This window comes from Halomonas sp. N3-2A (assembly GCF_002216165.1).
Lineage (GTDB): Bacteria > Pseudomonadota > Gammaproteobacteria > Pseudomonadales > Halomonadaceae > Vreelandella.
Genome location: NZ_CP022286.1, coordinates 1967532 through 1991580, shown reverse-complemented (window position 1 = coordinate 1991580; position 24049 = coordinate 1967532). Strand labels below are relative to the sequence as shown.

Genomic DNA, 24049 nt, shown 5'->3' with positions numbered 1-24049 from the left:
CTAACAAATAACCCGGAGAGTGACGATGACTCAGCTTAATAATCACAACATGGGTGCTCTCAGTGCGGCGGTTGAGACGCCTACTTATGATCGGCAGGCCGTGACGCCAGGCATCGTGCATATTGGCGTCGGTGGTTTTCATCGTGCTCATCAAGCGATGTACCTAGACGCACTAATGAACCAGGGTGAGGCGCTTGAGTGGGGCATTGTGGGAGTGGGGGTAATGCCCGGCGATAAGCGTATGCAGCAGGCCCTTGCTGCGCAAGACTATCTCTATACGCTCGTGGTGAAACACCCCGACGGCGAGTATCAGCCCCGTGTGATCGGCAGTATGGTGGATTACCTGTTTGCGCCAGAAGACCCCGAAGCGGTGATCGAAAAAATGTCCGATCCCGCCATCAAGATTGTGTCGCTCACCGTGACGGAAGGTGGCTATAACTTCCATCCGGTAACCGGAGAATTCAATCTGGATTCTCCACAGGTACGTGATGATCTCGCCCATCCAGAGCAGCCTTCCACCAGCTTTGGCTTAGTGGTGGAAGCTCTGGTTCGCCGCCGGGCGCGGGGCATTGCACCTTTTACGGTGATGTCCTGCGACAATATTCAAGGTAACGGTGACGTGGCTAAACGCATGTTCAGTGCCTACGCCCATGCCCGCAGCGCAGGGCTTGGCGATTGGCTAGTTGCCGAAGTAGCGTTTCCCAATGCCATGGTGGATCGCATCACACCAGTGACAGCGCCCACGGATATTGACGAGCTGGCCCAGCGGTTTGATATAGAAGATGCCTGGCCAGTGGTATGCGAGCCCTTCACCCAATGGGTGTTGGAAGATCACTTTCCCTTGGGTCGCCCGGCGCTTGAGAAAGTAGGTGTGCAACTTGTCGATGATGTAGAGCCTTATGAGCTGATGAAGCTGCGCCTGCTCAATGCCAGTCATCAGGCGCTTGCTTACTTCGGCTACTTGGCAGGCTACCGTTACGCCCATGAAGTGTGCCAAGATCCGCTGTTTGTCGAGTTTTTGCTGGGCTATATGCGTGAAGAGGGCACGCCTACGCTGGCGCCAGTGCCAGGGGTAGATTTAGAAACCTATCGGTTGACCCTGATTGAACGCTTCGCCAACCCGCAAATTAAAGACACTCTGGCACGACTCTGTGCTGAAAGCTCTGATCGCATTCCCAAATGGCTCGTGCCTGTCATTCGCCAGCAACTTGCCCTGGGAGGTGAGATTAAGCGCAGCGCCGCCGTGGTCGCCAGCTGGGCACGTTACGCTGAAGGCGTCGATGAGCAGGGAGAAGCTATCGATATTGTGGACCGTCTGCGTGAGCCATTGATGGCTATTGCCACTAACAACCGCACGAACCCCGCTGCGTTTGTCGAGAACCGCGAGCTGTTTGGTGACTTGGCTGACCAGCCTCGCTTTCTAAACGCTTACCTAAAGTCATTGACGTCGCTGCATCAACGGGGAACACGGGCTACTCTTGAGGCTCTGGTCGCGTCCAAAGGAACGTTGTGATGTATATCGGGGTAGATTGCGGTACGCAGAGTACCAAAGTCGTGGTGGTAGATGTGGAGCGTGGCGTCATCCTGGGTGAAGGCAGTCGTCCTCATAGCCTAGAAGAGGGAGAGCATGGCCGCCGGGAGCAGGCACCAGCAGAGTGGCTGGCAGCGCTCAAAGGGGCTTTTTTTCAAGCGCTTGAGCGTGCTGGTATTGATGCCAAGCAGGTGCGGGGGATTGGCGTTTCCGGACAGCAGCACGGCATGGTGGCATTGGATGCGGATGGTGTGCCGGTGTATCCCGCCAAACTGTGGTGCGATACCGAAACCAGTGCTCAAAACAGCGATTTAGTCGACCGACTTGGCGGTGACGCGGGCTGCCTGGAGAAGCTTGGTCTGGTGTTACAAACTGGCTATACCGCGTCTAAAGTGGCGTGGCTGCGGGAGCATCACCCTGACGCCTACCAGCGTATAGCCACTCTGCTACTGCCCCACGACTACCTCAACTTCTGGCTGACCGGTGAGCGGGTCACTGAGGCGGGTGATGCATCGGGCACCGGTTATTTCGATACCCGTGCCCAATGCTGGCAGAAAGAGGTATTTGCAGCCATTGCGCCGGAACTTGACCCTGACCGTGTGCTACCTCGCCTTATCCAGGCGCACGAGCCAGCAGGGCGAGTGCGCCCGCTAGTGGCGCAAGAGTTGGGGCTTCATGATGATGTGGTGGTGTCTTCTGGCGGCGGCGACAACATGCTGGGCGCAATTGGCACCGGTAATATTACTCAGGGGCTGGTGACGCTTAGTTTAGGAACCTCCGGCACGGTGTGCGCTTATTCACCTAATTCGGTGGTGTGCGATAGCGCCATGGTGGCCAACTTCTGTGCCAGCCACGGTGGCTGGCTGCCGTTAATCTGCACGATGAACGTTACCTCTGCGACTACTCGCGTGCGTGAGCTGTTTGGGCTGGATTTAGCCGCTTTTGGCGACCAGGTTGCCAGCTCGCCGATTGGGGCCGAGGGAGTGATTGTACTGCCGTTTTTTAACGGCGAACGGGTGCCGATGCTGCCCAATGCGACGGGTGATTTTCTTGGCTTGACCAGCCTTAATATGACTCAAGCTAACCTCTGCCGAGGGGTGATGGAAGGCGCTACCTTTGGCCTGCGCTATGGCTTGGAACTATTAGGTGATCTAGCTGACGGCACCAGCCAGATTAGGCTGATTGGCGGCGGTGCCAAGAGTCCAGTCTGGCGGCAAATGGTGGCTGACATTACTAATACCCAGGTAATCTGCCCAGAAATTACCGATGCCGCCGCGTTAGGTGCGGCTATTCAAGCGGCTTGGTGCGACTTACATCAGGAGGGTGTGACCCTGGCATCGCTTTGTGAGCGCTTGGTGCACCTGGATGCCGCTTCCCTTGCCGACCCTGACGCTAAGCGTGTTTCTGCTTATGAGGTGATTTATCAGCGTTATCGCGAGGCGCTTGCTCAGCGTCATAACGTTTAATAATGCGGATTGCCTAGAAAGATATTGCTTTGCCTTGTACCGTTTAAGGAGAGATGCGGAGAGTACACGCGCCTTGAGTGGAGAGAGTCATGGATGCCGTTTTGCGCGATCTGCTAGATACGCTGGGATTAATCCCCACTGATAAGCTTCAGCCACTCAGTGGTGGTGATATAGCGGCTGTTTACGCCTTGACGACCCGCCAAGGGCAAGTCGTTATTAAACACGACGATTCCGCGCGGTTGCTTGGCGAAGCAGAAGGGCTCCGCGCGCTCAAGGGGGCGGGCACGTCATTAGTGATACCTGAGGTGCTGGGAGAGTCGCTGGGGTGGCTGGTGATAGAGTCACTCGATACCCAACCCGCAAATACCCAAAGTAGCGTCGCTTTAGGCGAAGGGCTGCGTGAGTTGCATGGTGTGATAGGTGATGCCCATGGCTGGCATCAGGACAATGCGTGTGGGCGTACGCCCCAACCCAACTCCCCGCTGGCAGATGGCCGTGCGTTTCAGCGCGAACGGCGTCTACTGCCTCTTACTCAAGCTTGTTATCAGCAGGGCCTGCTGAATGGCGCGTTGCGACGCCGTGTTGAACACCAAGCAGAGCAACTAGAAACATGGCTGCCAGATTCGTCTGCCAGCCTTATTCATGGTGATCTATGGTCGGGTAATGTGCTGACAACCACTAGAGGGCCGGCACTGATCGATCCTGCTGTTTATCGCCATTATCCCGACGTTGATGTGGCCATGCTGACCCTGTTTGGATCGCCTGGCGCACCTTTTTTTGATGCTTACTGGAACGGCGATAAGCCAACCGAATGGCCAAGACGCGAAGCGCTGTTTCAGCTTTATCCATTGCTTAACCATCTGCTGTTATTTGGTTCAGGGTATCGCAGTGCCGTTGAACGCTGCGTGGCAGTATTGGAAGCTTTTGAGAGTTAATGGGGCAGCGTTTGGCGGAGCAATAGTGGTGATGGTGCTGATTTTCTCGCTTTATTAGCTATCTGTTTGGATTGCCAATCACTGCCGTATGTTGTTGAGAGACTCAAGCGCTCACTTTAGTTAGCGTGTAATTACATTAGCTGTAACATGGTTCACTTAAGATTCGAGTGGGTAAAGGAGCGCTAAAAAGCTGCAAGCTCATGGAGCTTTGGACTAAGGTAATAGAGAGTCTTGTGTAGTACGGTTATCTATACGTGACGCTGTTCATATATTTAGGTTAAGTTCAAGCCTAGCATACATACATGAATGTAACTATAATGCCACCTTTCAGAATGGCTATCATTATCGCCACCCTACGTTGACACCTAGAGGCAATCCCATGCGACTGGCACACTGGGCAGTCAATGCCCCTTTTCGTCCCCTGCTATTAGCAGTGCTGACATCTTCTTTCATCCTGCCTGCTCAAGCGGCAGATTTAGTCAATATCACCCGCGATGCGCTTAACAATAACGCTGCCTTGGCCTCAGCACGTGCTGAGTTTTCAAGTGTTGAAGCGGCAAGCGATGTGGCAAGTGGTGCCCTGTTGCCCCAGGTAAATGCCTCTGGCAATGTCGTCCACAACCAGCAGTACGAAAGCCAGTCCTCCTCTAGGGCGGGGCAGAGTGCTGGTTCTGATGCGGCGGGTGTCAGCGATGACCGCTACAACACGGCGTCGTTAACGCTTGAAGCGACTCAGGCACTATTCAATGCCGTCACGCGTCAGGAAGTGAATCAGGCTGAACGTCAGATTGATCAACAAGTGTACTTATTGGCCGCTACCGAGCAGCAGTTGCTGATTGATGTCGCGAGCGCTTATTTCGATATTTTGCGTGCCCATGAAGTACTCGAGGCGCGCTTAGCCCAAGAGCGTGCGATTGGTCGCCAGCTTGAGCAGGCTCGAGAGCAGTTTGAAGTTGGCCTCATTGCCATCACTGAAGTAGAAGAAGCTCGGGCGAGCTTTGATCAATCCCGCGCTGATCGCATAGCAGCAGAGAGCAATCTTCAGGTGGCATTTGAGGTGCTTGAACAGCTGACGGGGCAACGTTACGCCAGTATCGACGCGTTAGGCGACAGTATGCCGATTGCCCTGCCAACCCCCACGGATCGTAACTATTGGGTAGAGCAAGCCATTGAGCGTAACCCGCAGGTATTAGCGCAGCAGGCAGGCATTGAGCTTTCCCGCGTAGGCGTCGAGCTGGCGCGTGCCGGGCGTATGCCGACTGTTCAGGCATTTGCTAACTACCAGTACTCGGATAGCGATAGTGATTTGGTGAGTGGCTACAACACGTCAAGCCAAGTGGGTGTCTCGGCGAACTTACCTATCTATACCGGTGGCAGCACCAGCGCCCGTATTCGCCAAGGTACCTTCCAGCTTGAAAGTAGCCAATACGACTTCGAGTCCCAACGCCGCACTACCATCCAACAAGTGCGTTCGCTCTATACCCAGGTTAGCAACAACGTCGATACCGTTGAGGCTCGTCAGCAGGCCATCGTTTCTAACCGTAGTGCTTTAGAAGCTACCCGTGCCGGTTATGAAGTAGGCACACGTAATATCGTGGACGTGTTGAACGCTGAACAAAGCCTCTATAACGCTATCGCTAACTATGCCGAAGCGCGTTATGACTATGTGGTTAATTTGCTCTCACTGCGCCAGCAGGCGGGTCTGTTAGACGTTGAGGCGATTGAAGACGTCAATGCGTGGCTAACGGGAGATGAGGTGAACTTCACTCTGCCTGAGGGTGGCGACCCCGACGCCTACCAGAGGGCTATGGATATTGGCGCTCCACCCACGCCGGGTGCGTAAGCTAGCGAGTTGTTAGTTTTCTAACACATTAACCAACCTCTCGCTGTGCTGCTATCCGTCAATGTTGCAAAGATTAATGGGAAACCAACGTATGAAGAAAACGATTCACTCAGGTAGAGCGAGTCTAGTGACGCTGATAGCTGCATTGGCGCTAGCCGCATGCGGCCAGGAGCAACCTCAGCAACAGCAGGCTGGGCAGCAGGAAGCTCCGCCTCATGCGGTAGAAGTAGCTGAAATAGCCCGTCAGGATATTCCTCTGAATAAATCCTACCCATCACTGCTGCGCAGCGACAGTGAAGTCACGCTTGTGGCACGGGTGAACGGGTTTCTTGAAGAGCGCCATTTTGAGCCAGGGCAACTGGTAGAGCAGGGGGACCGACTCTATACCATCGAGCCAGATCTCTACCAAGCAACCGTTAACCAGCGTGAGGCCGACTTGCAAAGTGCGCGCGCTGAACTGGCCCGTGCCCAGCGTGATGCGCAGCGTTTTGAGCAGTTGCTGAGCCAAAACTCGGTCAGTCGTCAGCAGTATGACCAAGCACTAGCTGACCAGCGCGTTGCCCAAGCAAGTGTCGCTCAAGCCGATGCTGCGTTAACCAGTGCTAATCTTGATTTAGGCTATTCAAACGTCACCGCACCGGTGTCTGGCATGATCAGTTTAAGTCAGATAAACGTTGGTAATTTGGTGACGCCAGGAACTGAGTTAGCCACTATTACCCCGCTTGATCCTCTTGAAGTGCGTTTTCAACTACCTCAGCGCGATGCTTTTGAGCTGCGTCGACAGCTGGGTGAGAGTGGTAGCGCATCAGACATAACCGCGCGTTTGAGTGTGCCAGGACAGTATGGTGACGACAGCGCTGAGCTTGAAGGTCGTTTGAGCTTCCTGGGTTCTCGTGTTGATAGCGGCACCAGTACGGTGCAGGCGTCAGCAGCGTTCGCAAATCCTGATGGCGCGGTATTGCCTGGTCAGTTTGTCCGGGTTCGTGTTGAAGGCTTGAAGCGTTTTGATGTACTGGCCGTACCAGAAATTGCCGTTACTCAAGGGTTAATGGGACCGCGGGTCTTTATTGTCGATGATGAAAATAAAGCGCGCGAGCGCACGGTTCAACTCGGTGAAGTGGCTGGCCCATGGCAAATCATTCATGATGGCCTGACTGCTGGCGAGCGTGTCATCGTAGGCGACCCCGCTGGTCTGGAGCCAGGAATGCTAATTGACCCCCAGCCATTTGAAGGTAACGCTGCCGACATCGTCGCAGAAGCTGAGCAGCAAGATGCCCAGCAAGAAGCCGGGCAGGCAGAGGCAATGCAGGATGGGGCGGCTGACGCACAGCCCGCTGAAGGGGAAGAGGGCGCGCAATAATGAACTTTTCCAACTTCTTTATCAGCCGACCGATTTTCGCCACCGTTTTGGCGATTATCTTGACGCTGGTAGGTACGATGGCGATGCGAATACTGCCGATAGAGCAGTATCCCAGCGTTGTACCTCCCACTGTGTCAGTTCAGGCTCAGTTCCCCGGGGCAGATGCTGAGACGGTAGCGCAAACCGTCGCGGCACCGCTTGCTGAGGCCATCAATGGTGTTGAGGACATGCTATATATGACCTCAAACAGCGCTGATAATGGTCTTATGAGCCTGAGTGTTGCGTTTAACATTGGCACTGATGGTGATATCAACACCATCAATGTCAATAACCGAGTGCAGGGCGCGCTTTCGCAGTTACCTGAGGCGGTTCAGTCTCAAGGGGTGACGGTTGAGTTACGCTCTGACTCTATTCTGATGCTTGTTGCCTTGACGTCACCTAGCGGTGACTACAACAAAATTTACATGCAAAACTACGCCACGCTGAATATCTTGGATGAGCTACGCCAAGTGCCCGGCGTAGGTAATGCCGAAGTGTTAGGCGGCGGTGAGTTTGCGATGCGGGTGTGGATGGACCCTGACAAGCTGGCTCAGTATGACCTCACGCCCAGTGAGGTGGCCAGTGCTATTCGCGCGCAGAATACCGAAATTCCCGCAGGTAACTTAGCGGCAACACCGCAAAGCGAACCGCGTGCTTATACCTATACGATTACCGCCGGTGGGCGCTTATCGGGAACCGATGATTTCCGCAATATTTATCTGCGTACTAATCCTGACGGCTCTTCATTGCGCCTTGCGGACGTAGCACGTATTGAACTAGGCGCTTCGTTCTATGGTGTTGATGCACGCTTAAACGGCGCCACAATGACGCCGATCATCATCAACCAGCAGCCGGGTGCAAACGCACTGGAAACCGCTGAAGCAGTGCGTGCCACGATGGAAGAACTATCGGGGCGTTTTCCGCCAGGGCTTGAGTATGTAACGCCTTACGACACCACGCTGTTTATTGATGCCTCGGTAGAAACCGTTCTGCATACGTTTATTGAAGCGTTCCTGATCGTTATCGTGATTCTGTTTATTTTCCTACAGAACTGGCGTTTTACGGTCATTGCCATGTCGGTCGTGCCGGTCTCGGTTATCGGTACCTTTGCTGGTTTTTACTTGTTTGGTTTCTCAATCAACCTTCTAACGCTGTTTGCCTTGGTGCTTTCGATAGGCATCGTGGTAGATGATGCGATTCTTGTGGTGGAGAACGTTGAGCGGGTATTGAGCGAAGAGGATGATATTACGGTTCGTGACGCCACTATCCGCGCGATGAAAGAGGTGGGTGGTCCGGTTATTGCCACATCGCTGATTATGGCGGCGGTGTTTGTACCCGTAGCGTTCCTGGGCGGTTTTACCGGCCAGATTTATCAGCAGTTTGCGATTACCGTGGCAATATCGGTGGCGCTATCGGCGCTGATGGCACTGACGTTCACTCCTGCGCTGTCGGCCATCTTCATCAAGCATGACCTGCATAAAACGAAGCAGTCCGCGTTTAAGCGTGCGATTACCACACCGCTGCGTCTGTTTGACCGCCTCTTCGCTGGCTTTACCGCCGTTTATATGTGGTTTGTGAAAAAGCTGGTGCGTTTCTGGGTGTTAGCGCTTGCGCTGACTGTGGCGGTGGGGGCCGGTTCTTACTGGCTCTATGCAAATACGCCTTCCACACTGGTGCCGGAAACTGACCAAGGTATCGTGCTGGTTAGCGTGTCATTGCCCGATGCTGCGTCGCTTAGCCGAACTCAAGCCTACATGAATGAGCTTAGCTCTCAGATAGAAGCCATTCCGGGCGTTGAGTACTCCTCTGCTGTCGCGGGATACGACATTCTGTCGAGTGCGGTCAATACTGCACGGGGCATTATGTTTATCAACATGAAAACCTGGGCAGAACGTGACTTAACGGCTAATGAGTTGGTTGGTCGTATTATGCAGTTGGGGGCGAGCATTGATGGTGGTTCGGCGATGGCGTTTAACGTACCGCCGATCATGGGGCTTTCAACAACGGGTGGTTTCACCGGTTATTTGCAATCTTTTGAAGGCGCGTCACCTCGTGAGTTGTATCAAGCGTCATTGCAAATTATGCAGGCGGCTAACCAGCACCCGGCATTAAGTCGCGTTTTTACAACGTTTAACGTCAATGTGCCTTCTTACCGTGCGGAAATAGATCAGCAAAAAGCGCTCAGCTATGGTGTCGCCCTTGAGAATATCAACTCGGCGCTAGCCAACACCTTCGGTAATGGTTTTGTTAACTTCTTTAGCTACCAAAACCGTAACTTCCAGGTCTATTTACAGAATGAAGATAAATTCCGTAAAACGCCCGATGATGTGAGTAGCGTTTATGTACGTGGTGGCAATGGTGAACGCATTCCTCTTTCTGAGTTTGTAACGCTCGAACGCCAAACGGGTCCATCTGTTGTTTCTCGCTTCGGTGTTTATGCGGGGGCTCAGTTCCAGGGTAATCCAGCGCCAGGCTACAGCTCTACACAGGCTATTGCAGCGATGGAGGAAGTGGTTCAGGAAACATTGGGCCAAAACTGGGGAATGGGCTGGACGGGGACTGCCTACCAAGAGTCTAACCTTGGCAATACCGCTTTGCTCGCTATTGTGTTTGGTATCTTGATGGTGTTCTTGATACTGGCGGCACAGTATGAGAGTTGGTCGTTACCACTAGCGGTACTTACCGCCACGCCGTTTGCCTTTTTGGGGGGCGTGGGTGGTATTGCGTTGCGTGGCCTGGATACCAGTGTCTATGTCCAAATTGGTATGCTGGTGGTGGTTGGCTTGGCCGCTAAGAACGCGATTCTTATCGTTGAGTTTGCGGAGTTGCAGCGCAAAGAGCATGGTAAATCGATTCGTGAAGCAGCGGTTACCGCCGCGGAGCTTCGTTTCCGTCCTATCGTTATGACGTCACTGGCCTTTATCTTCGGTACCTTGCCATTGGCACTGGCCTCTGGTGCGAGCGATGTGAGTAGCCACCACATAGGTACCACTGTTGCGGTTGGTATGGCGTCTGTTGCCGTGCTGGGAAGCCTGTTTATTCCAAGCTTCTACGCAATGATTGCCACGGTATCTGATTGGCTCTATCGGAAACGCCACCCCGACCGGGATGGTAACAACGAGTCGGCAGCGCTAGGTCACGACCAAGCGTAACGCTGTTTAGCGACTTGCTAGCGGGCACCATGTTTTCATGGTGCCCGTTTTTTTGAATGCGTTATCTCTGTTATTTCCGATGCTTGTAATAAATACTGCTGCTTAGATGGCTTTTTGTATTAATTATTTATAGTTATAAACGTTTAGTGAGTTTTTTAAACTACACTTAATTGATAGTGGCTACCCAGAAAAGGATATCTATCAATGAGTAAATCTAATGCTTCAAAAACATCGGATTCAGCGCTGAAAGCCCATATTGAAGCACTCGAGAGACAGCCTCTCGATATTGCGCCAGACGCGTCATCAAGACACTTACACAACGGTATCGATACGCCATTTCCACCCGCTGACCTGCATGGAAGCTACACCAATCACCGTCCACTTCCGACCGAGGGTATTGAGGGGCGCCGTGCCTGGATCGTTGGCGGCGGCATTGCAGGATTGTCTGCTGCCTTCTTTCTGATTCGTGACGGCCACATGCCGGCTGGCAATATCACCTTCCTAGAGGAGCAGAGCATAGGAGGTGGCTCGCTGGATGGTGCTGGCAACGCGGAAGAAGGCTATATCGTGCGTGGAGGCCGTGAAATGGAGATGACCTACCAGAATTTCTGGGACGTCTTCTCGGAAATACCGGCTCTGGAGTTGCCGCCACCATTTACTGTGCTGGATGAGTATCGCATCGTGAATGACGCCGACAAAAATTGGTCAAAAGCGCGTCTGTTGGAAAAGCAGGGCCAGATCAAAGACTTTTCCACCATGAATCTCACCAAACGCCAGCAGTTAGAGGTTGTTAAGCTACTGCTAGCACGCAAAGAGGATCTGGATGATGTCACAGTAGAGCAGTGGTTCAGTGAAGGGTTTCTGGAAACCAATTTCTATACCTTCTGGCGCACTATGTTTGCCTTCCAGAACTGGCATTCAGCACTTGAAATGAAGCTGTACATGCATCGCTTTCTGCACTTGATGGATGGGCTTAACGACATGACGTCACTGGTTTTTCCAAAGTACAACCAGTACGACAGTTTTGTCCGACCGCTGATGAACTGGCTGCAAGATCAGGGCGTGAATATCCAGTACGATACGGTTGTCGAAAACCTGGACATGGATACCCAGGACGGCAGCAGCACCATCACCGCTCTTCAGTGCCGTGGTAGTGATGGCAACAAAACCATTGCTATCGCCCCCCGCGACTTGGTGTTTGTTACTACGGGCTCGATGACCGAAGACACTGCTTATGGCGACGACGACACCATTCCACACCTGAAGGATCGGGTTCAGGCTGGCAAGGGTTCAGGCTGGCAACTGTGGAAGAATCTCGCAGAAGAATCAGACATCTTCGGGAAGCCAGAAAAGTTCTGCGGGGACATTCCACGCTCTACCTGGGAGTCAGTAACGCTTACCTGTAAACCTTCGCCCCTGATGGATAAACTTAAAGAACTGTCGGTTAATGACCCCTATTCAGGGTTCACGGCTACAGGCGGGATTATCACCTTTACCGACTCTTCCTGGCTGATGAGCTTTACCTGTAATCGCCAACCGCATTTTCCCGACCAGCCCGATGATGTGATTGTGCTATGGACATACGCATTGTTGATGGACAAGCCCGGCAATTATGTCAAAAAGCCAATGCCTGAGTGTACCGGGAAAGAAGTGCTGACCGAGATGTGTTATCACCTTGGCCTGACTGATCAGCTCGACGCCATACTGGCTGCTACCAAAACACGTATCGCGCTAATGCCTTATATCACCGCTCAATTCATGCCAAGAGCCAAGGGAGATCGCCCCAGCGTGGTTCCTGAAGGCTGTACCAACCTAGCCTGCATGGGGCAGTTTGTAGAAACCCATAACGATGTCGTGTTCACACTGGAAAGCTCGGTAAGAACTGCTCGTATTGGTGTTTATAGCTTGCTTGGGCTCAAGAAGCAGGTGCCGGACATCTACCCTGGTCAATACGATGTGCGTCGCTTGCTGCGGGCAACTCGCACTCTGAACAGTGATGAAGCATTTCTGGGAGAAGGCGTATTACGGCGTATTCTGGGGGGAACCTACTTCGAAAATATCCTGCCGCTTGGTCGGGAAGAAACCCCCGAGGATCTCCACCATCATGGACTGTTTGAACATCAGCTCCAGGCTATACGTGGTTTGATGGGCGAAAGCCATACCCTAGATGAAGTTAAAAGCCGGTTTCAAGCGTTAAGGGATAAGCTGCGGGGGCGTCGCTGATTTAAGGTAATTTATTTTAGTTGATTAGTTGTCTCAGCTCGCTGCCTTTGTGCGGTGAGTTGAGGCCGTTTTCGTACGAAACGCAGGGCTTAGCTTTTGGTCGATAAGTGATGGCAGTCAAGGTAGCTAAACACATAAACGCGTAAGGTGGTCTACGCTAAAAGAGACCCTGTTTTTAGCTTGTGCTAATAAATATAACGTCAAGCGAAAACATCACCAGGCTTCGTCTGGAGGAGAACACGCCATGATGCAATCACTTGTTTCCGCCGTACTGCAATTTCCAACGATTGTCTTTACCTTCTTGTTGGCTTTGATAGCGCTCTACTGGCTGCTGGTGTTAATCAGACTTGCGCCGCTGGAGCTATATGAGCGCGATAGCCTGCGCGACGATCATATGGCCAGCACACTGGTGTCTTTAGGCTTTGCAGGTGTGCCTGCCACGCTTGCATTAAGCTTTTTGGTACTTTTTGCGAGTGCTATTTCGCTGGCTATTGAGCTACTAGCCCTCCGCTGGTTATCGCTGGGGATGTTGAGGGTGCCTGTCGGCGTGCTCGTGCTGTGGATCTCATTTGCAGTTGCGTCGCCAGTTGCGGCAGCGGTGTGCCATTCATTGCAACGCGCGCTTCATCGCTATCAGCCATTCAATCGCCGCTGTTTATTGGGCGCTACGGTCGTTGTCTCAGAGCGCCAGAATGATGAATACGCATCTGCTCAGCTGGAGAATGAGCCCGGCAGCGCCGTTAAATTGCATTGCAAAGCGGGGGACTGCCCTCAAACTGGCGAGCGCCGGGTGCTTGTGAAATATCTTGCCAGCGAAGGTGCGTACCGCAGTGTGCTTGAGCAACAGTATCTTGATACGCGGGTTCGCGTGAATAAGCTTCGCTTGCGCCGTAAGCATCATTCAAACGGCTATTCCACCTAGCGAATGTTGTCTAGCCAACGCATTGCCTAGCCCAATAGGCGCCGCCACTGCTTAATAAGCCACTGGCCAATAGGGTGTGAAGTGGCGGTGGCGCTTGCTGGTTTGCTGCAGGGGAAGGCGCTGAGTGGCGTGTCGAGAAACTGACGGAGCGGTGTTACTTGCTCGGGTTGATTCAGCATAGGAGCATGGCCACAGCCTGGGGCGGTGAAAGTGACTAAGCCGGGTTGCACCTCTTTCATACGCGGCAGCGTTTCGGCATCCAGTAAGGTTGATTCGGCACCTCGAATCACCATCACAGGGCAGCGAATGTTTGCCCAATCTGCCCATGTGTCTCGCGGTGTGTCATGGATGAATTGCTCGCCAATACGGGGGTCGAAGTGATAGGTCCAGCTACCATCAGGGAGTCGTCGTGCGCTTCCCAATGCCAGCGCTCGCCATTCATCGTCAGTGGTAATTCCAAAGCTTGCGTAGTGCTGTGTCAGCTCTTTTTGTAGGTCTGCAAAGTTCGTAAAACGGTGAGTTAGGCTGAAATAACTGGAGAGCGCGATTAGGCCGTCTTTATTCAACTCAGGCCCAACATCATTCAGGATAAGTCTAGAAATCCGCTGTTGATGTGTTTTGTCAGCAGCCAGCAGCATGCCCAATAGCCCACCCATGGAAGTGCCCAGCCAGTCGACCTGCTTTAATTGAAAATGATCTAGCACGCCTATCGCGATAGTCATGTAGTGGCTGTAGAGATAATCGTGGGCAGGAAACAGTGACCAGCTGGACAGGCCGCGACCGGGCGTGTCTGGCGCAAGAATACGCCATTCGCTGCCCAACTGATGGGCTAGGGCTTCGAAATCACCGCCGTGGCGAGCAAGACCATGCCATGCAATTAGCGTGCGGGGTGCGTCGGGATTCCAAATGCGCACAGCGATATCAAGTTCGCGGATACGAACAAATTCAAGAGCATCCATAAAATTATCCTATGCTGATAATCTGCTCAGTATAGGAGTATTGCTGCATTGCAGCGAGACGGTTAGCGCTTCATCATGGTGATTAATGTATCGATGAGTTCACCGCCGCGTTCGCACAACGAAAAAGACTCTGGATTTCGCAACCAATCATGAAATAAGCCACCCAGTGCCGCCTGCATAAGCCGCGTTGCCACCTCGGGGGTTAAATCATCGCGTAGCAACTGCTGCTGTTGGGCCAGTTGAAATACCGACAGCATTTCATCAAAACACTCGTCTGCAATCTCATCTTGCATCTGAATCGGGTTGATATCGCTAAAGAATTCACAGCGGTGTAAAAGAATCGATAAAATTCGCTGATGGGATGGCTGCTCCATGCGGTTTAAGCCGGCATGGCAGGCAAGTTGTATGGCAGTTAGTGGTGAGATAGTCGGGTCGGCGTTATTTACCTCTTCCATTAGCGACTGGAAGGGCATACGCACACGCTCCACTAGCGCCATAAAAAGGTCGCCTTTATTTTTAAAATGCCAATAAACAGCACCGCGCGTCAGGTCAGCGTGACGAGCAATTTGCTCCAGCGATGTGCGAGCTACGCCTTTTGCGAAAAACACCTCTTCAGCCGCATCCAACAGCGCTTCGCGAGTTGCAGCAGCCTCCGCTTTGGTTTTTCTTGCCATATAAAAACGTAACCTCAGTAATTGACACGTGATGAGCCCATTTTATCTTATGTGCACCACTTTTTACATTCAAAACTGTATGGTTAATTACTTTAGCTCATAACGTGGATTAACAAATTCGTCATTTGTCAGTAAAAAGCGTATAAGATTTATTTGGAAACGCCGTTTCGAAACGAAACCGTTATTAGGCACGCTATAGGATTTTCAGCATGGCGCGAGCACCTTTTACCCTAGCTGGGCGCACTGTAATGCCTGGCCAACGCTTACAAATTGATGTGCCTGTGGCACGCCTATATACCCACACGCAGCTGCATATTCCGGTTGAAGTCGTGCATGGGCGTAAAGATGGCCCGATCATGCTGGTATGCGGTGGAATTCATGGCGATGAAATTAATGGGGTTGAAATTGTTCGTCGCTTGCTGCGTTCCAAGGCAATCAATAGCTTGCGTGGCACGTTAATCGCTGTACCCGTCGTTAATGTTTTCGGTTTTTTACAGCAAACGCGCTATTTGCCAGACCGCCGCGATTTGAACCGTTGTTTTCCGGGCAGTGAAAAGGGCTCGTTAGGCGGGCGTATTGCGGCGCTATTTCGCGATGAAATTGTCGATCACGCCACGCATATTATCGACTTGCATACGGGTGCTATTCATCGCACCAATCTTCCGCAAATTCGTGCTCAGCTACAGCCAGGCAGTGAAACTGAGCGCATGGCCGATGCGTTTGGTGCCCCTGTGGTACTCAATGCAGAGCTTCGCGAAGGTAGCTTACGCCACTATGCTCAGAACCGTGGCATTCCGGTGCTAACTTATGAAGCTGGTGAGGCGCTACGTTTTGATGAGTGGGCAATTGCCCCCGGCGTGCGTGGCGTTTTACGCGTGATGCGCCGTTTAGGTATGCTGACCGGCGAGCAGCGTCGCCGCTCGCCAATGCCTGCTGAACTTGCCAATGGCTCCAGCTGGGCGAGGGCGCCTATTGATGGCATTTTGCGTCCTAAGGTGCGTCTGGGCGCTCGGGTAGCAAAAGGCGAGGTGCTCGGTAAAGTGGCAGACCCCTTCGGCAATGATGAAGGTGAGGTGCTCTCTATGGCCGACGGGATTGTTATTGGTATGAGCCGCTTGCCACTAGCAAACGAAGGTGAAGCGCTTTATCACATCGCCCGCTTTGATGAAATTGAAGAAGCTGAGACGGCGATTGAGAATTTTCAATCAAGCCTGACGCCTCAGCCTGATGCGATGTATTGATACTCGGCTTTAGTGCGTGGTGCGTATTACTTAGTGTTTGGAGTTGGTGACAATCACTGTGCTGAAGCTAATTAACTATCTTGATGTTGGTTTTGCTCCCACGTCACACTTGCCGCTAGTCCGTTGGGCGTGCGATTACTAAGCGTAAGGCGTGCTTTTTGGCGCTGGGCCAACTCCGAGACAATCGATAAACCCAATCCGCTACCGGTGGTACCCTGGCCAGCAGCGCGCCTAAAGCGCTCAGTGACTTTATCCAAAAGTGCTTCGGGGAGTCCGGGGCCCGTGTCTCTCACTGTGAGTTGAGGCAACCCCTCACAACGCGCTAATTCTACCTCCACTTGACCGCCTTGCGGCGTATAGCGCAGGGCGTTATCCAGCAGGTTACGAAAGAGAATTCCCACCTCAATTTCGTCGGCGCGAACCTCCAGGTGGGTTAAGCCTATTAGCCTCAAGTGCTGATTGCGCTCTTCAGCGAGTGGCCACAGTTCGGCTACCAGTTCAGCAATAATCGGATAGAGGTCGATAGTGGCCGTTGAGGTTGTGGCCACTTGGTCCAATCGAGCCAAAATAAGCAGTTGTTCTACCACCCGCTGAAGCCGTTCAACCCCGACATAAGCCTTTTGTAATGATTGCTCTCCGCCTGCCTGCGCATTATCTAAGTGGATTCTCAGCGCAGCCAAGGGCGTGCGTAACTCATGGGCTGCATCTGCAGTGAAGCGCCGCTCGCGCTCTAAGGTTTCTTTCAACCGGGCGATAAAGTCGTTTAGCGATTGGCGTAATCCATAAAGCTCTTGAGGAACCGAATTATCAATTTTACGCAGGTCGTGGGCGGAGCGGCCTTGTACCTGGCTGGAAAGCGCTTGGATGGGCGCAATGCCACGTTGGATAATGCGACTCATCAGCCAAAGCAGGAGTGGCAGCAACAGGAGCATTGGCAACAAATTGTTCCAGGTAATGCGCTCCACCACTGCATCATGAAACGAACCTCGCAGCCCCATGCTAATCCAGGTATCGCTGGCAACATCGAACATGCTGAAAACCCGCCAACGATGGCCATCGTAGTTTTCCCAGCGAAAACCCTCTTCTAAAGGCGCGGGGAAAGGGCCTGCATCACTCCATTTGCCTCCTAGCAGCCTGGGTGAGCCATCGGCATTCCAAAAACCCAGGACTAATTTAAGCTCTTCCTCGTGGTAAAGCTTAGGGCTTGATTCAGAGCTACTCACGGGCACTGCGTTACCGTCGCGATATAGTTGAGCTGGATGTTCAGGAAGGCCCATACGCGAAGCCAGACGAGCATAGTCGTCAATGGTCGCGTTAGGATTGAGCTGGCCAGCCACAATCCGGCTATGCAGACTGAGCTGTGTATCGAGGATCTCCTCTAGCTCGTGATCGGTAATTAAATAAGCCGCGGTGACCGCAACGCCTCCGGCGACAACCATGGCAATGGCTAGCGTGCGAAGCAGATAATGCCGTATCGATCTCATTGCGCCTGGCTATCCAGCCGGTAGCCAATCCCGCGCACGTTAATAATCAGATGCTTTGCAAGTTTTTTACGCAGATGATGAATGTGAACCTCCACCGTATTGGACTCCACTTCTTCGCCCCAGCCGTACAGCAAACTTTCTAAACGAGGGCGAGATAGCACCCTGTCTGGGTGTCTAGCTAGCTCTAGCAATAGGGCATACTCGCGTCGACCCAATTTTACGTCTTTGCCCCGCCAGCTCACTGTATGGCGAGCTTCATCAATGCTCAGTGCACCCAGCGTTAATATTTGCGAGGCACGCCCCTCAGCGCGCCGCATTACGACCCGCAAACGGGCGAGTAGCTCCTGCAAATTAAACGGCTTTAGCACATAGTCATCCGCTCCCGCATCTAAACCGCCAATACGGTCTTCCATCGCATCACGAGCCGTCAAAATCAGAATAGGTAGAGTAGATTGCTGCCGGAGTAAACGCAGTACCTGCATACCGTCCATATCGGGCAGGCCAAGATCCAAAATAATCACACTGAAGGTCTCGCTGTCGATAGCGCTGATTGCCTCGCGGCCAAGCATAAACCAATCGACCGTATAGCCCTCACGCTCTAGCGCCGTCTTAATGCCATCCCCAAGCAAGGGGTCATCTTCTATTAGCAGTGCGCGCATGCTGATCCCCTCAATCGACAAACTGTTATCTTCGCTACCAAAACTTAAGCTTTTCTTAAATACGGTAACTTACTTTCCAAATAGCACACTCATCTGAATTCAGCCAGTAGGCCAACCAATACAGTGGGTAACATCACCACTCAGTGATGGGTGTTTATGTTCTAGCGACTGAATTAACGGCATAACTGTTCGTTAAGTTTCGCACTTTATAGTGACGCTACTATTACGTTATCGAGAGTGCTGTCTTGCCTATTTTAACTACACCAAAACGCAATGGTGCCGGTGTTAAACGCATCTTTCGCGCTTCTATAAATGCAGTGTCGGGTTTAAAAGCTTGCTGGCTAAATGAATCTGCCTTTAGACAAGAGGTAATGCTCTGTCTCATTCTCTACCCTTTTATATTTTTTGTTAATGCCACTTCTGTAGAAAAAGCGTTGCTGTTTTCTTCACTCACCCTTGTAGTGATAGTGGAACTCATTAACTCCGCCATAGAAAGCACGATCGACCGTATCGGGCTAGAAAATAACGAACTTAGCGGGCGTGCTAAAGACATGGGAGCTGCCGCCGTCATGATGACCATTTTTATGATGATGGGTGTATGGCTGTGCGTGCTGATCAACTAAATGTTATCAAACCTGTAGCATGCGCATGGATTTTATTTCTAATCGCTATGTCAGTTTTTAGTGTTTTAAATATAGACTTCACGGTAACTGATTTTATCTATCGCCTTCAGGGTAATGCTTGGACATGGAAAGATAGCTATCTTACCCAAGATGTTCTTCATAAAGGCGGTAAATGGCTAAGCTTGGCTATGGGGTTAGCCACACTTCTACTATTGATGCTAAGCACCACGGTTGCTTGTCTTAAAACATATCGCACGCCGCTGTTTTATCTTTTTTCCGCAACGCTTCTTTCAGCACTACTTGTAGCAACTATTAAACACCTGGTGAGTATGGAATGCCCTTGGGATTTAGTTCGCTATGGTGGAGCACGTGACTTTATTGGCTTGTTCAACATGCGGCCTTCCTCAATGCCAGCGTCCGCCTGCTTTCCCGCCGGGCACGCCAGCGCAGGATATATGTGGATAGCCTGCTACTTCTTTTTTGCCGCCATACGGCCCCAATGGCGATGGGCAGGGCTCGCACTGGGTTTAGGGCTTGGCCTTACGTTTGGAATCACTCAACAGTTTCGCGGGGCGCACTTTCTCTCTCATGACCTCTGGACCGTCATGATTTGTTGGACAGTAAGTTTTGTGCTTTCAAGCTTCTTATTACGCCCCAGCGTTCATTAATCTTTTTTATACAGAGATCCTTTCGATGCCCTCTTTGCTATCATTGCCTTCAAAAGCCGTTGACACCGTTTGGCATTATCGTCCCGCATTAAGTACGGAGCAGCTTGTCTTATGGAGCGTTGTCATATTCAGTGTTTTTTACAATGTCCCTTTTTGGCAACAAGCCTTTGCTGGCTATGACCCTTTTGCCACCAAGACGTGGCTAACCTTTGCCAATATGTTTTTGGTGATGACCTGCCTTAACTATTTGGTCTTCGTTAGCCTTGCTTTTCGAACGCTGGTAAAACCCTTATTAATCTTGCTATTTCTAATTGCCGCCTTCGTCAGTTACTTTACCAGTTACTACGGCACCTATTTTGATACTTCCATGCTAGAAAATGTGCTTCAAACGGACGCTAACGAAGCACAGGAACTACTCACAGTTGGTTTGCTGATTCATTTGGCAATCTTTTTTGGCTTGCCTACCGTCATGATTTGGCGAGTTAAAATAACACCTTCAACCTGGAAGAAAGCAGTGTTGCGTCGCTCGGCTTATTGCCTTGCCAGCACTGCTATATTGCTGTTGGCGATCTTCTTATCTTATCAAGAGTTGTCGTCACTCATGCGCAACAATAAAGAGCTTCGCTACTTGGTGACCCCAGGTAATTATATTGTTTCGATGGCTCAGGCCCTTTCCAGCCAACACGCTACCGCGAATACGGTGCGTTCTCCTGTGGGGGAGGACGCCCGTATCAGTTCGCAAGTAGGCGACAAACCTACACTACTCGTCATTGTGGTGGGCGAAACGGTGCGGGCGTCGAACTGGGGGTTAAATGGTTATGAACGCCAAACCACGCCTAAGCTTGCCCAGCAGCCTGGCGTTATCAATTTTTCAGATGTTTCCTCATGCGGTACAAGCACAGCAGTCTCATTACCCTGCATGTTTTCATTACCAGGACGCGCCGATTACGCTAAATCGTATGCTCAGCAGCATGAATCCTTGCTGGATGTATTAGCCCACGCCGGTTTAGAGGTCACCTGGCTTGATAACCAGTCAGGCTGTAAAGGCGTCTGCGAGGGAGTGACGACAAAAGCGCTTGCGCCAGAGGACTATGCATCTTTGTGCCAAGATGGGCGATGCTTGGATGAGGCACTGGTTCAAGCTTTAACCACGCAAATTAGTGGTACCTCAACTGATCAGGTGGTCGTGCTGCACCAGCTAGGCAACCATGGCCCCAGCTATTACCAACGCTACCCTGATGACTACGAACGTTTTGTTCCCGCTTGTACTACCGCTGATTTAGCCCAGTGTTCAAGAGATGCCATTACCAACAGCTATGACAATGCCATTCTATATACCGACACTGTGTTGGATCAGGTGATTGAGACGCTAAAGCATCAGGATGAATACGCAACAGCGATGATCTATCTCTCTGATCATGGTGAATCACTGGGCGAAAAAGGGCTTTATTTGCACGGTATTCCCTACGCCATTGCCCCCGACGAACAGACGCATGTGCCTATGGTTTGGTGGCTGTCCAACTCATTTTCACAGCAGCAAGGGCTTGATACGGACTGCCTACGACAAATCTCTGATCAAGCCGCCTCGCACGATAACTTATTTCACAGCGTACTGGGTTTGCTTGACATAACAACGGACGTTTATCAGCAGGCAGAAGATATTAGCCAACTGTGCCAGAGCCGCGTCAATTAATGAGTGTTTAAGTGATCGTTAAGTATTAGATGGCAAGCTGTTTTTCACTCCGCTCAACTATTCTGGTGTGTGCACATGGTTTTATTGCATCTATTGGACTCTAACCAAGGTTTTTGGAGACGGCTTCTACCTACAAAAATGACAACAGAGGAAGGCTTGATAGGTGGTGTCAATGCATCTATAAGTTCTGCTAAATGGCTTTCCTTTAGAGTCAGCGTTGTTTTAATTACTATGCTAGCAACTCTATTGTGGTTAATGGGAATAGAAAAAATCGAGATCATTATTGCCATATTCAGTATAACGTCGAATGGTATGTCACAGTTACTTGAACGCTATTTTTCTGTCAATGTATTGGAAGTGGTTGAAAATGATTTGATAGATGCTTTAAGCGCATTAGGAGCTGCTGGGGCTGGAACATTAATAATTTTATATTTATTGGGTTAGCGCGATTAATATGTGTGGTGATGCCAAAAAATACCGCATCAACCCCTTCGATTTAACCAAGGTCTGGTCCTATAAAGATTACCTATTAATCGACGTTGGTAAGCTGACGCTCGACCGCAATCCATGATGGTGTTTTACGCCTAGCTTGCCCAAGCCGCTAGGCGTCGTATTAACATGCAAGCCGAACTAGGTCGCGGGCTGTAGTGCTTCCTGAATCTCTGTTTCTGGTTCGCGCACCAAGCTCAGTGCCTCATCGAAAAGGCGCAGGCCCGCGTCCTCTTTGTGCGCGTGCTCAGACAGGTGGCGACGGAAGCGTCTGCCACCGGGACAGCCCTGAAATAACCCCAGCAAATGGCGGGTAATGTGATTCAGCTTGGCCCCTTCATCTAACCGCTGCTGAATATATGGGCGAAATGCGTTAGCCGCTTCCAAGCGCGTGCGCGCAGGCCCCGCTTCACCAAACAGCAGCTCATCGACCCCGGCGAGTAGCCACGGGTTCTGATACGCCTCGCGGCCCACCATCACACTGTCTACGTGCTCAAGCTGGGCTTTGCACTCGGCAAGGGTTTTAATCCCCCCATTAATGCCAATATGCAGCTCTGGATGGCTCTGCTTCAGGCGGTGTACGCGGGGGTAGTTAAGGGGCGGTACATCCCGGTTCTGCTTAGGCGACAAACCCTGCAGCCACGCCTTGCGCGCATGAACCGTAAAGACGTCGCAACCGGCATTCGCTACGATCTCAATAAACCGCGCCAAGTCAGCATCTTCATCCTGATCGTCAATCCCGATACGGCACTTCACCGTGACCGGAATCGACACTGCCGCCTGCATAGCTTTCACCGCCGCCGCCACTTTTTCAGGGTAGCCCATCAAGCAAGCGCCAATCATATTGTTCTGCACTCGGTCGCTGGGGCAGCCGACATTCAGATTGACCTCGTCGTAACCCCACGCCTCGGCAATAGCTGCACACTCGGCCAGCTCTCCCGCATCGCTGCCACCCAGCTGCAACGCAATCGGATGCTCTACATCGCTATAGCCTAAGAAGCGCTCACGGGGCGTTCCATGCAAAATGGCACCAGTGGTCACCATCTCGGTATACAGCAATGTCCGCTTGGTTAACGTGCGTGCAAACGCGCGGTAATCGCGGGTTGTCCAATCCATCATAGGTGCCACAGAAAACAGACGAGCAGCGTCTGCTGGGCTTGTTTTAGTCATATCAATCACTTGCATCATTCGATGCGGTATAAGCCAGTCGTGGTTGCTTAACAGCGGGGGAGTCGTTGGCGAGCGATTGTACGCAAAAAGCGGGTTTGAGTACAAAGCAGGCGCTGCTCAATTGTGAGGGTAGAGGCTGGCAAAGGTGGAAGGTGAATATCGCTTGTTCATAGTCCGGCGCGTAGGTATTGAATCCACAAAAACGAAATTAGTTTCGTCTGCCAATGAAATAAGCCTTTTGAGCCCTGCAGCACTTTGCTTGTTTTGCGGTCTTATTCAATGTGATGAGGGCTAGGCAGTGGTAAGCTGATATTTCGTTGTTGAGGAGTCTCTATGCATAAGACACTAGGTGGTATCAGTTTAGTGTTGGTGAGCGTGCTGCTGCTGGCTGGTTGTGGCGGTCAGGAGGAGGAGTCACCCTCAGAGTCGCCTGAGCCGGTCGTTGAAGTGCCTAGCCCACAGCAAAGCGTCGAACCACAAGAGGTGGTCGATCCTCTCGTTGTAGCCATTTCGGCTAGGGCCTCTCTGCGCTCTGATCGTCGTTTAATGGTAGAAGGCGAAACCAACCTGCCGGACGGCGCTCTTATTCAGGTAACCATTGAGCGTGAGATAAGCCGCGTGCGTTGGCAGGAACGTACCAGCGTTTCGCAAGAGAAGTTTAATGCTGGCCCCTTGGGTTCTGGCAGTGGCTTACCGGATGGACGATATAGTGTGCAGGTCCAGCTTTCAGAAGCCGCCGTGCAGCCAGAAGCGGTTCAGGCGCGCATTGGCAGTGAAGGGGAGCATTTAGCTGGCGAGCTGGTTAGCCAAACTCGCCATGGATTAGGGCAGGTTGCCACCTACTCGCGCAGTTTCTTAGTGGGCAGTGAACCAAGACGTACGCGCGACCAGGTGGACGTAGTTGAAGAAATGTAGGAC

The 24049-nt window shown here is 51.9% G+C and carries 19 protein-coding genes and 1 pseudogene; 15 read left to right on the top strand and 5 right to left on the bottom strand.

Annotation, left to right across the window (positions count from 1 at the left end):
- Positions 1–25 precede the first annotated feature (25 nt).
- From CEK60_RS09400 to CEK60_RS09365, 8 genes are all read left to right on the top strand, one after another.
- On the top strand, positions 26–1513 hold the full coding sequence (locus CEK60_RS09400) for a mannitol dehydrogenase family protein (RefSeq protein WP_089038785.1): 1488 nt from the start codon (positions 26–28) through the stop codon (positions 1511–1513).
- The gene (xylB, locus tag CEK60_RS09395; RefSeq protein WP_089038784.1) at positions 1513–2997 is read left to right on the top strand and encodes a xylulokinase; all 1485 of its coding nucleotides are present in this window, start codon (positions 1513–1515) and stop codon (positions 2995–2997) included. The genes CEK60_RS09400 and xylB overlap by 1 nt, the downstream gene beginning before the upstream one ends.
- Before the next feature lie 89 nt (positions 2998–3086).
- On the top strand, positions 3087–3932 hold the full coding sequence (locus CEK60_RS09390; protein WP_089038783.1) for a fructosamine kinase family protein: 846 nt from the start codon (positions 3087–3089) through the stop codon (positions 3930–3932).
- A gap of 379 nt (positions 3933–4311) precedes the next feature.
- On the top strand, positions 4312–5775 hold the full coding sequence (locus CEK60_RS09385) for a TolC family outer membrane protein (protein ID WP_089038782.1): 1464 nt from the start codon (positions 4312–4314) through the stop codon (positions 5773–5775).
- A 91-nt stretch (positions 5776–5866) separates the two neighbouring features.
- Complete coding sequence (locus CEK60_RS09380) at positions 5867–7135, top strand: efflux RND transporter periplasmic adaptor subunit (RefSeq protein ID WP_089038781.1); 1269 nt, start codon at positions 5867–5869, stop codon at positions 7133–7135.
- On the top strand, positions 7135–10326 hold the full coding sequence (locus CEK60_RS09375; RefSeq protein WP_089038780.1) for an efflux RND transporter permease subunit: 3192 nt from the start codon (positions 7135–7137) through the stop codon (positions 10324–10326). Before CEK60_RS09380 ends, CEK60_RS09375 begins: the two co-directional genes overlap by 1 nt.
- A 204-nt stretch (positions 10327–10530) precedes the next feature.
- A complete protein-coding gene (locus tag CEK60_RS09370) occupies positions 10531–12549 on the top strand; it encodes an oleate hydratase (protein WP_089038779.1) in 2019 nt (672 codons plus the stop codon).
- Positions 12550–12796: 247 nt separating this feature from the next.
- Entirely contained in the window at positions 12797–13471 is a 675-nt protein-coding gene (locus CEK60_RS09365; RefSeq protein ID WP_089040893.1) for a hypothetical protein, read from the top strand.
- A 26-nt stretch (positions 13472–13497) separates the two neighbouring features.
- On the opposite strand, the gene CEK60_RS09360 is transcribed toward CEK60_RS09365, so the two are convergent.
- A complete protein-coding gene (locus tag CEK60_RS09360) occupies positions 13498–14430 on the bottom strand; it encodes an alpha/beta fold hydrolase (RefSeq protein WP_089038778.1) in 933 nt (310 codons plus the stop codon).
- Between the two features lie 62 nt (positions 14431–14492).
- Positions 14493–15104 (bottom strand): TetR family transcriptional regulator, encoded by a 612-nt coding sequence (locus CEK60_RS09355; RefSeq protein ID WP_089038777.1) that lies wholly within the window; start codon positions 15102–15104, stop codon positions 14493–14495.
- Positions 15105–15313: 209 nt separating this feature from the next.
- Here CEK60_RS09355 and CEK60_RS09350 point away from each other — a divergent pair, with 209 nt between their 5' ends.
- Positions 15314–16345, top strand: a complete 1032-nt coding sequence (locus tag CEK60_RS09350; RefSeq protein WP_089038776.1) for a succinylglutamate desuccinylase/aspartoacylase family protein — start codon at positions 15314–15316, stop codon at positions 16343–16345.
- 71 nt (positions 16346–16416) lie between these two features.
- On the opposite strand, the gene CEK60_RS09345 is transcribed toward CEK60_RS09350, so the two are convergent.
- Entirely contained in the window at positions 16417–17829 is a 1413-nt protein-coding gene (locus CEK60_RS09345) for an ATP-binding protein (protein WP_089038775.1), read from the bottom strand.
- The gene (locus CEK60_RS09340) at positions 17826–18488 is read right to left on the bottom strand and encodes a response regulator (RefSeq protein ID WP_089038774.1); all 663 of its coding nucleotides are present in this window, start codon (positions 18486–18488) and stop codon (positions 17826–17828) included. Before CEK60_RS09340 ends, CEK60_RS09345 begins: the two co-directional genes overlap by 4 nt.
- Before the next feature lie 245 nt (positions 18489–18733).
- On the opposite strand from CEK60_RS09340, the gene CEK60_RS09335 reads away from it, so the two are divergent.
- From CEK60_RS09335 to CEK60_RS09315, 5 genes and pseudogenes are all read left to right on the top strand, one after another.
- Complete coding sequence (locus tag CEK60_RS09335; RefSeq protein ID WP_232471494.1) at positions 18734–19111, top strand: diacylglycerol kinase; 378 nt, start codon at positions 18734–18736, stop codon at positions 19109–19111.
- On the top strand, positions 19087–19779 hold the full coding sequence (locus tag CEK60_RS09330; protein ID WP_089038773.1) for a phosphatase PAP2 family protein: 693 nt from the start codon (positions 19087–19089) through the stop codon (positions 19777–19779). Before CEK60_RS09335 ends, CEK60_RS09330 begins: the two co-directional genes overlap by 25 nt.
- A gap of 25 nt (positions 19780–19804) precedes the next feature.
- Positions 19805–21472, top strand: coding sequence for a phosphoethanolamine transferase (locus tag CEK60_RS09325; RefSeq protein WP_089038772.1), 1668 nt, complete (start codon positions 19805–19807; stop codon positions 21470–21472).
- A 75-nt stretch (positions 21473–21547) separates the two neighbouring features.
- Positions 21548–21916 carry a hypothetical protein gene (locus CEK60_RS09320; protein ID WP_157698026.1) on the top strand — a complete coding sequence of 123 codons (369 nt, stop codon included), beginning with the start codon at positions 21548–21550 and terminating at the stop codon, positions 21914–21916.
- Positions 21917–21935: 19 nt separating this feature from the next.
- A pseudogene (locus tag CEK60_RS09315) lies at positions 21936–22040 on the top strand (catalase); the annotation flags it as partial.
- A 62-nt stretch (positions 22041–22102) separates the two neighbouring features.
- On the opposite strand, the gene dusA reads toward CEK60_RS09315, so the two are convergent.
- Positions 22103–23131 (bottom strand): tRNA dihydrouridine(20/20a) synthase DusA, encoded by a 1029-nt coding sequence (gene dusA, locus CEK60_RS09310; protein ID WP_089040891.1) that lies wholly within the window; start codon positions 23129–23131, stop codon positions 22103–22105.
- A 333-nt stretch (positions 23132–23464) separates the two neighbouring features.
- Here dusA and CEK60_RS09305 point away from each other — a divergent pair, with 333 nt between their 5' ends.
- Positions 23465–24046 carry a hypothetical protein gene (locus CEK60_RS09305; protein ID WP_089038770.1) on the top strand — a complete coding sequence of 194 codons (582 nt, stop codon included), beginning with the start codon at positions 23465–23467 and terminating at the stop codon, positions 24044–24046.
- The last annotated feature ends 3 nt before the right edge of the window (positions 24047–24049 follow it).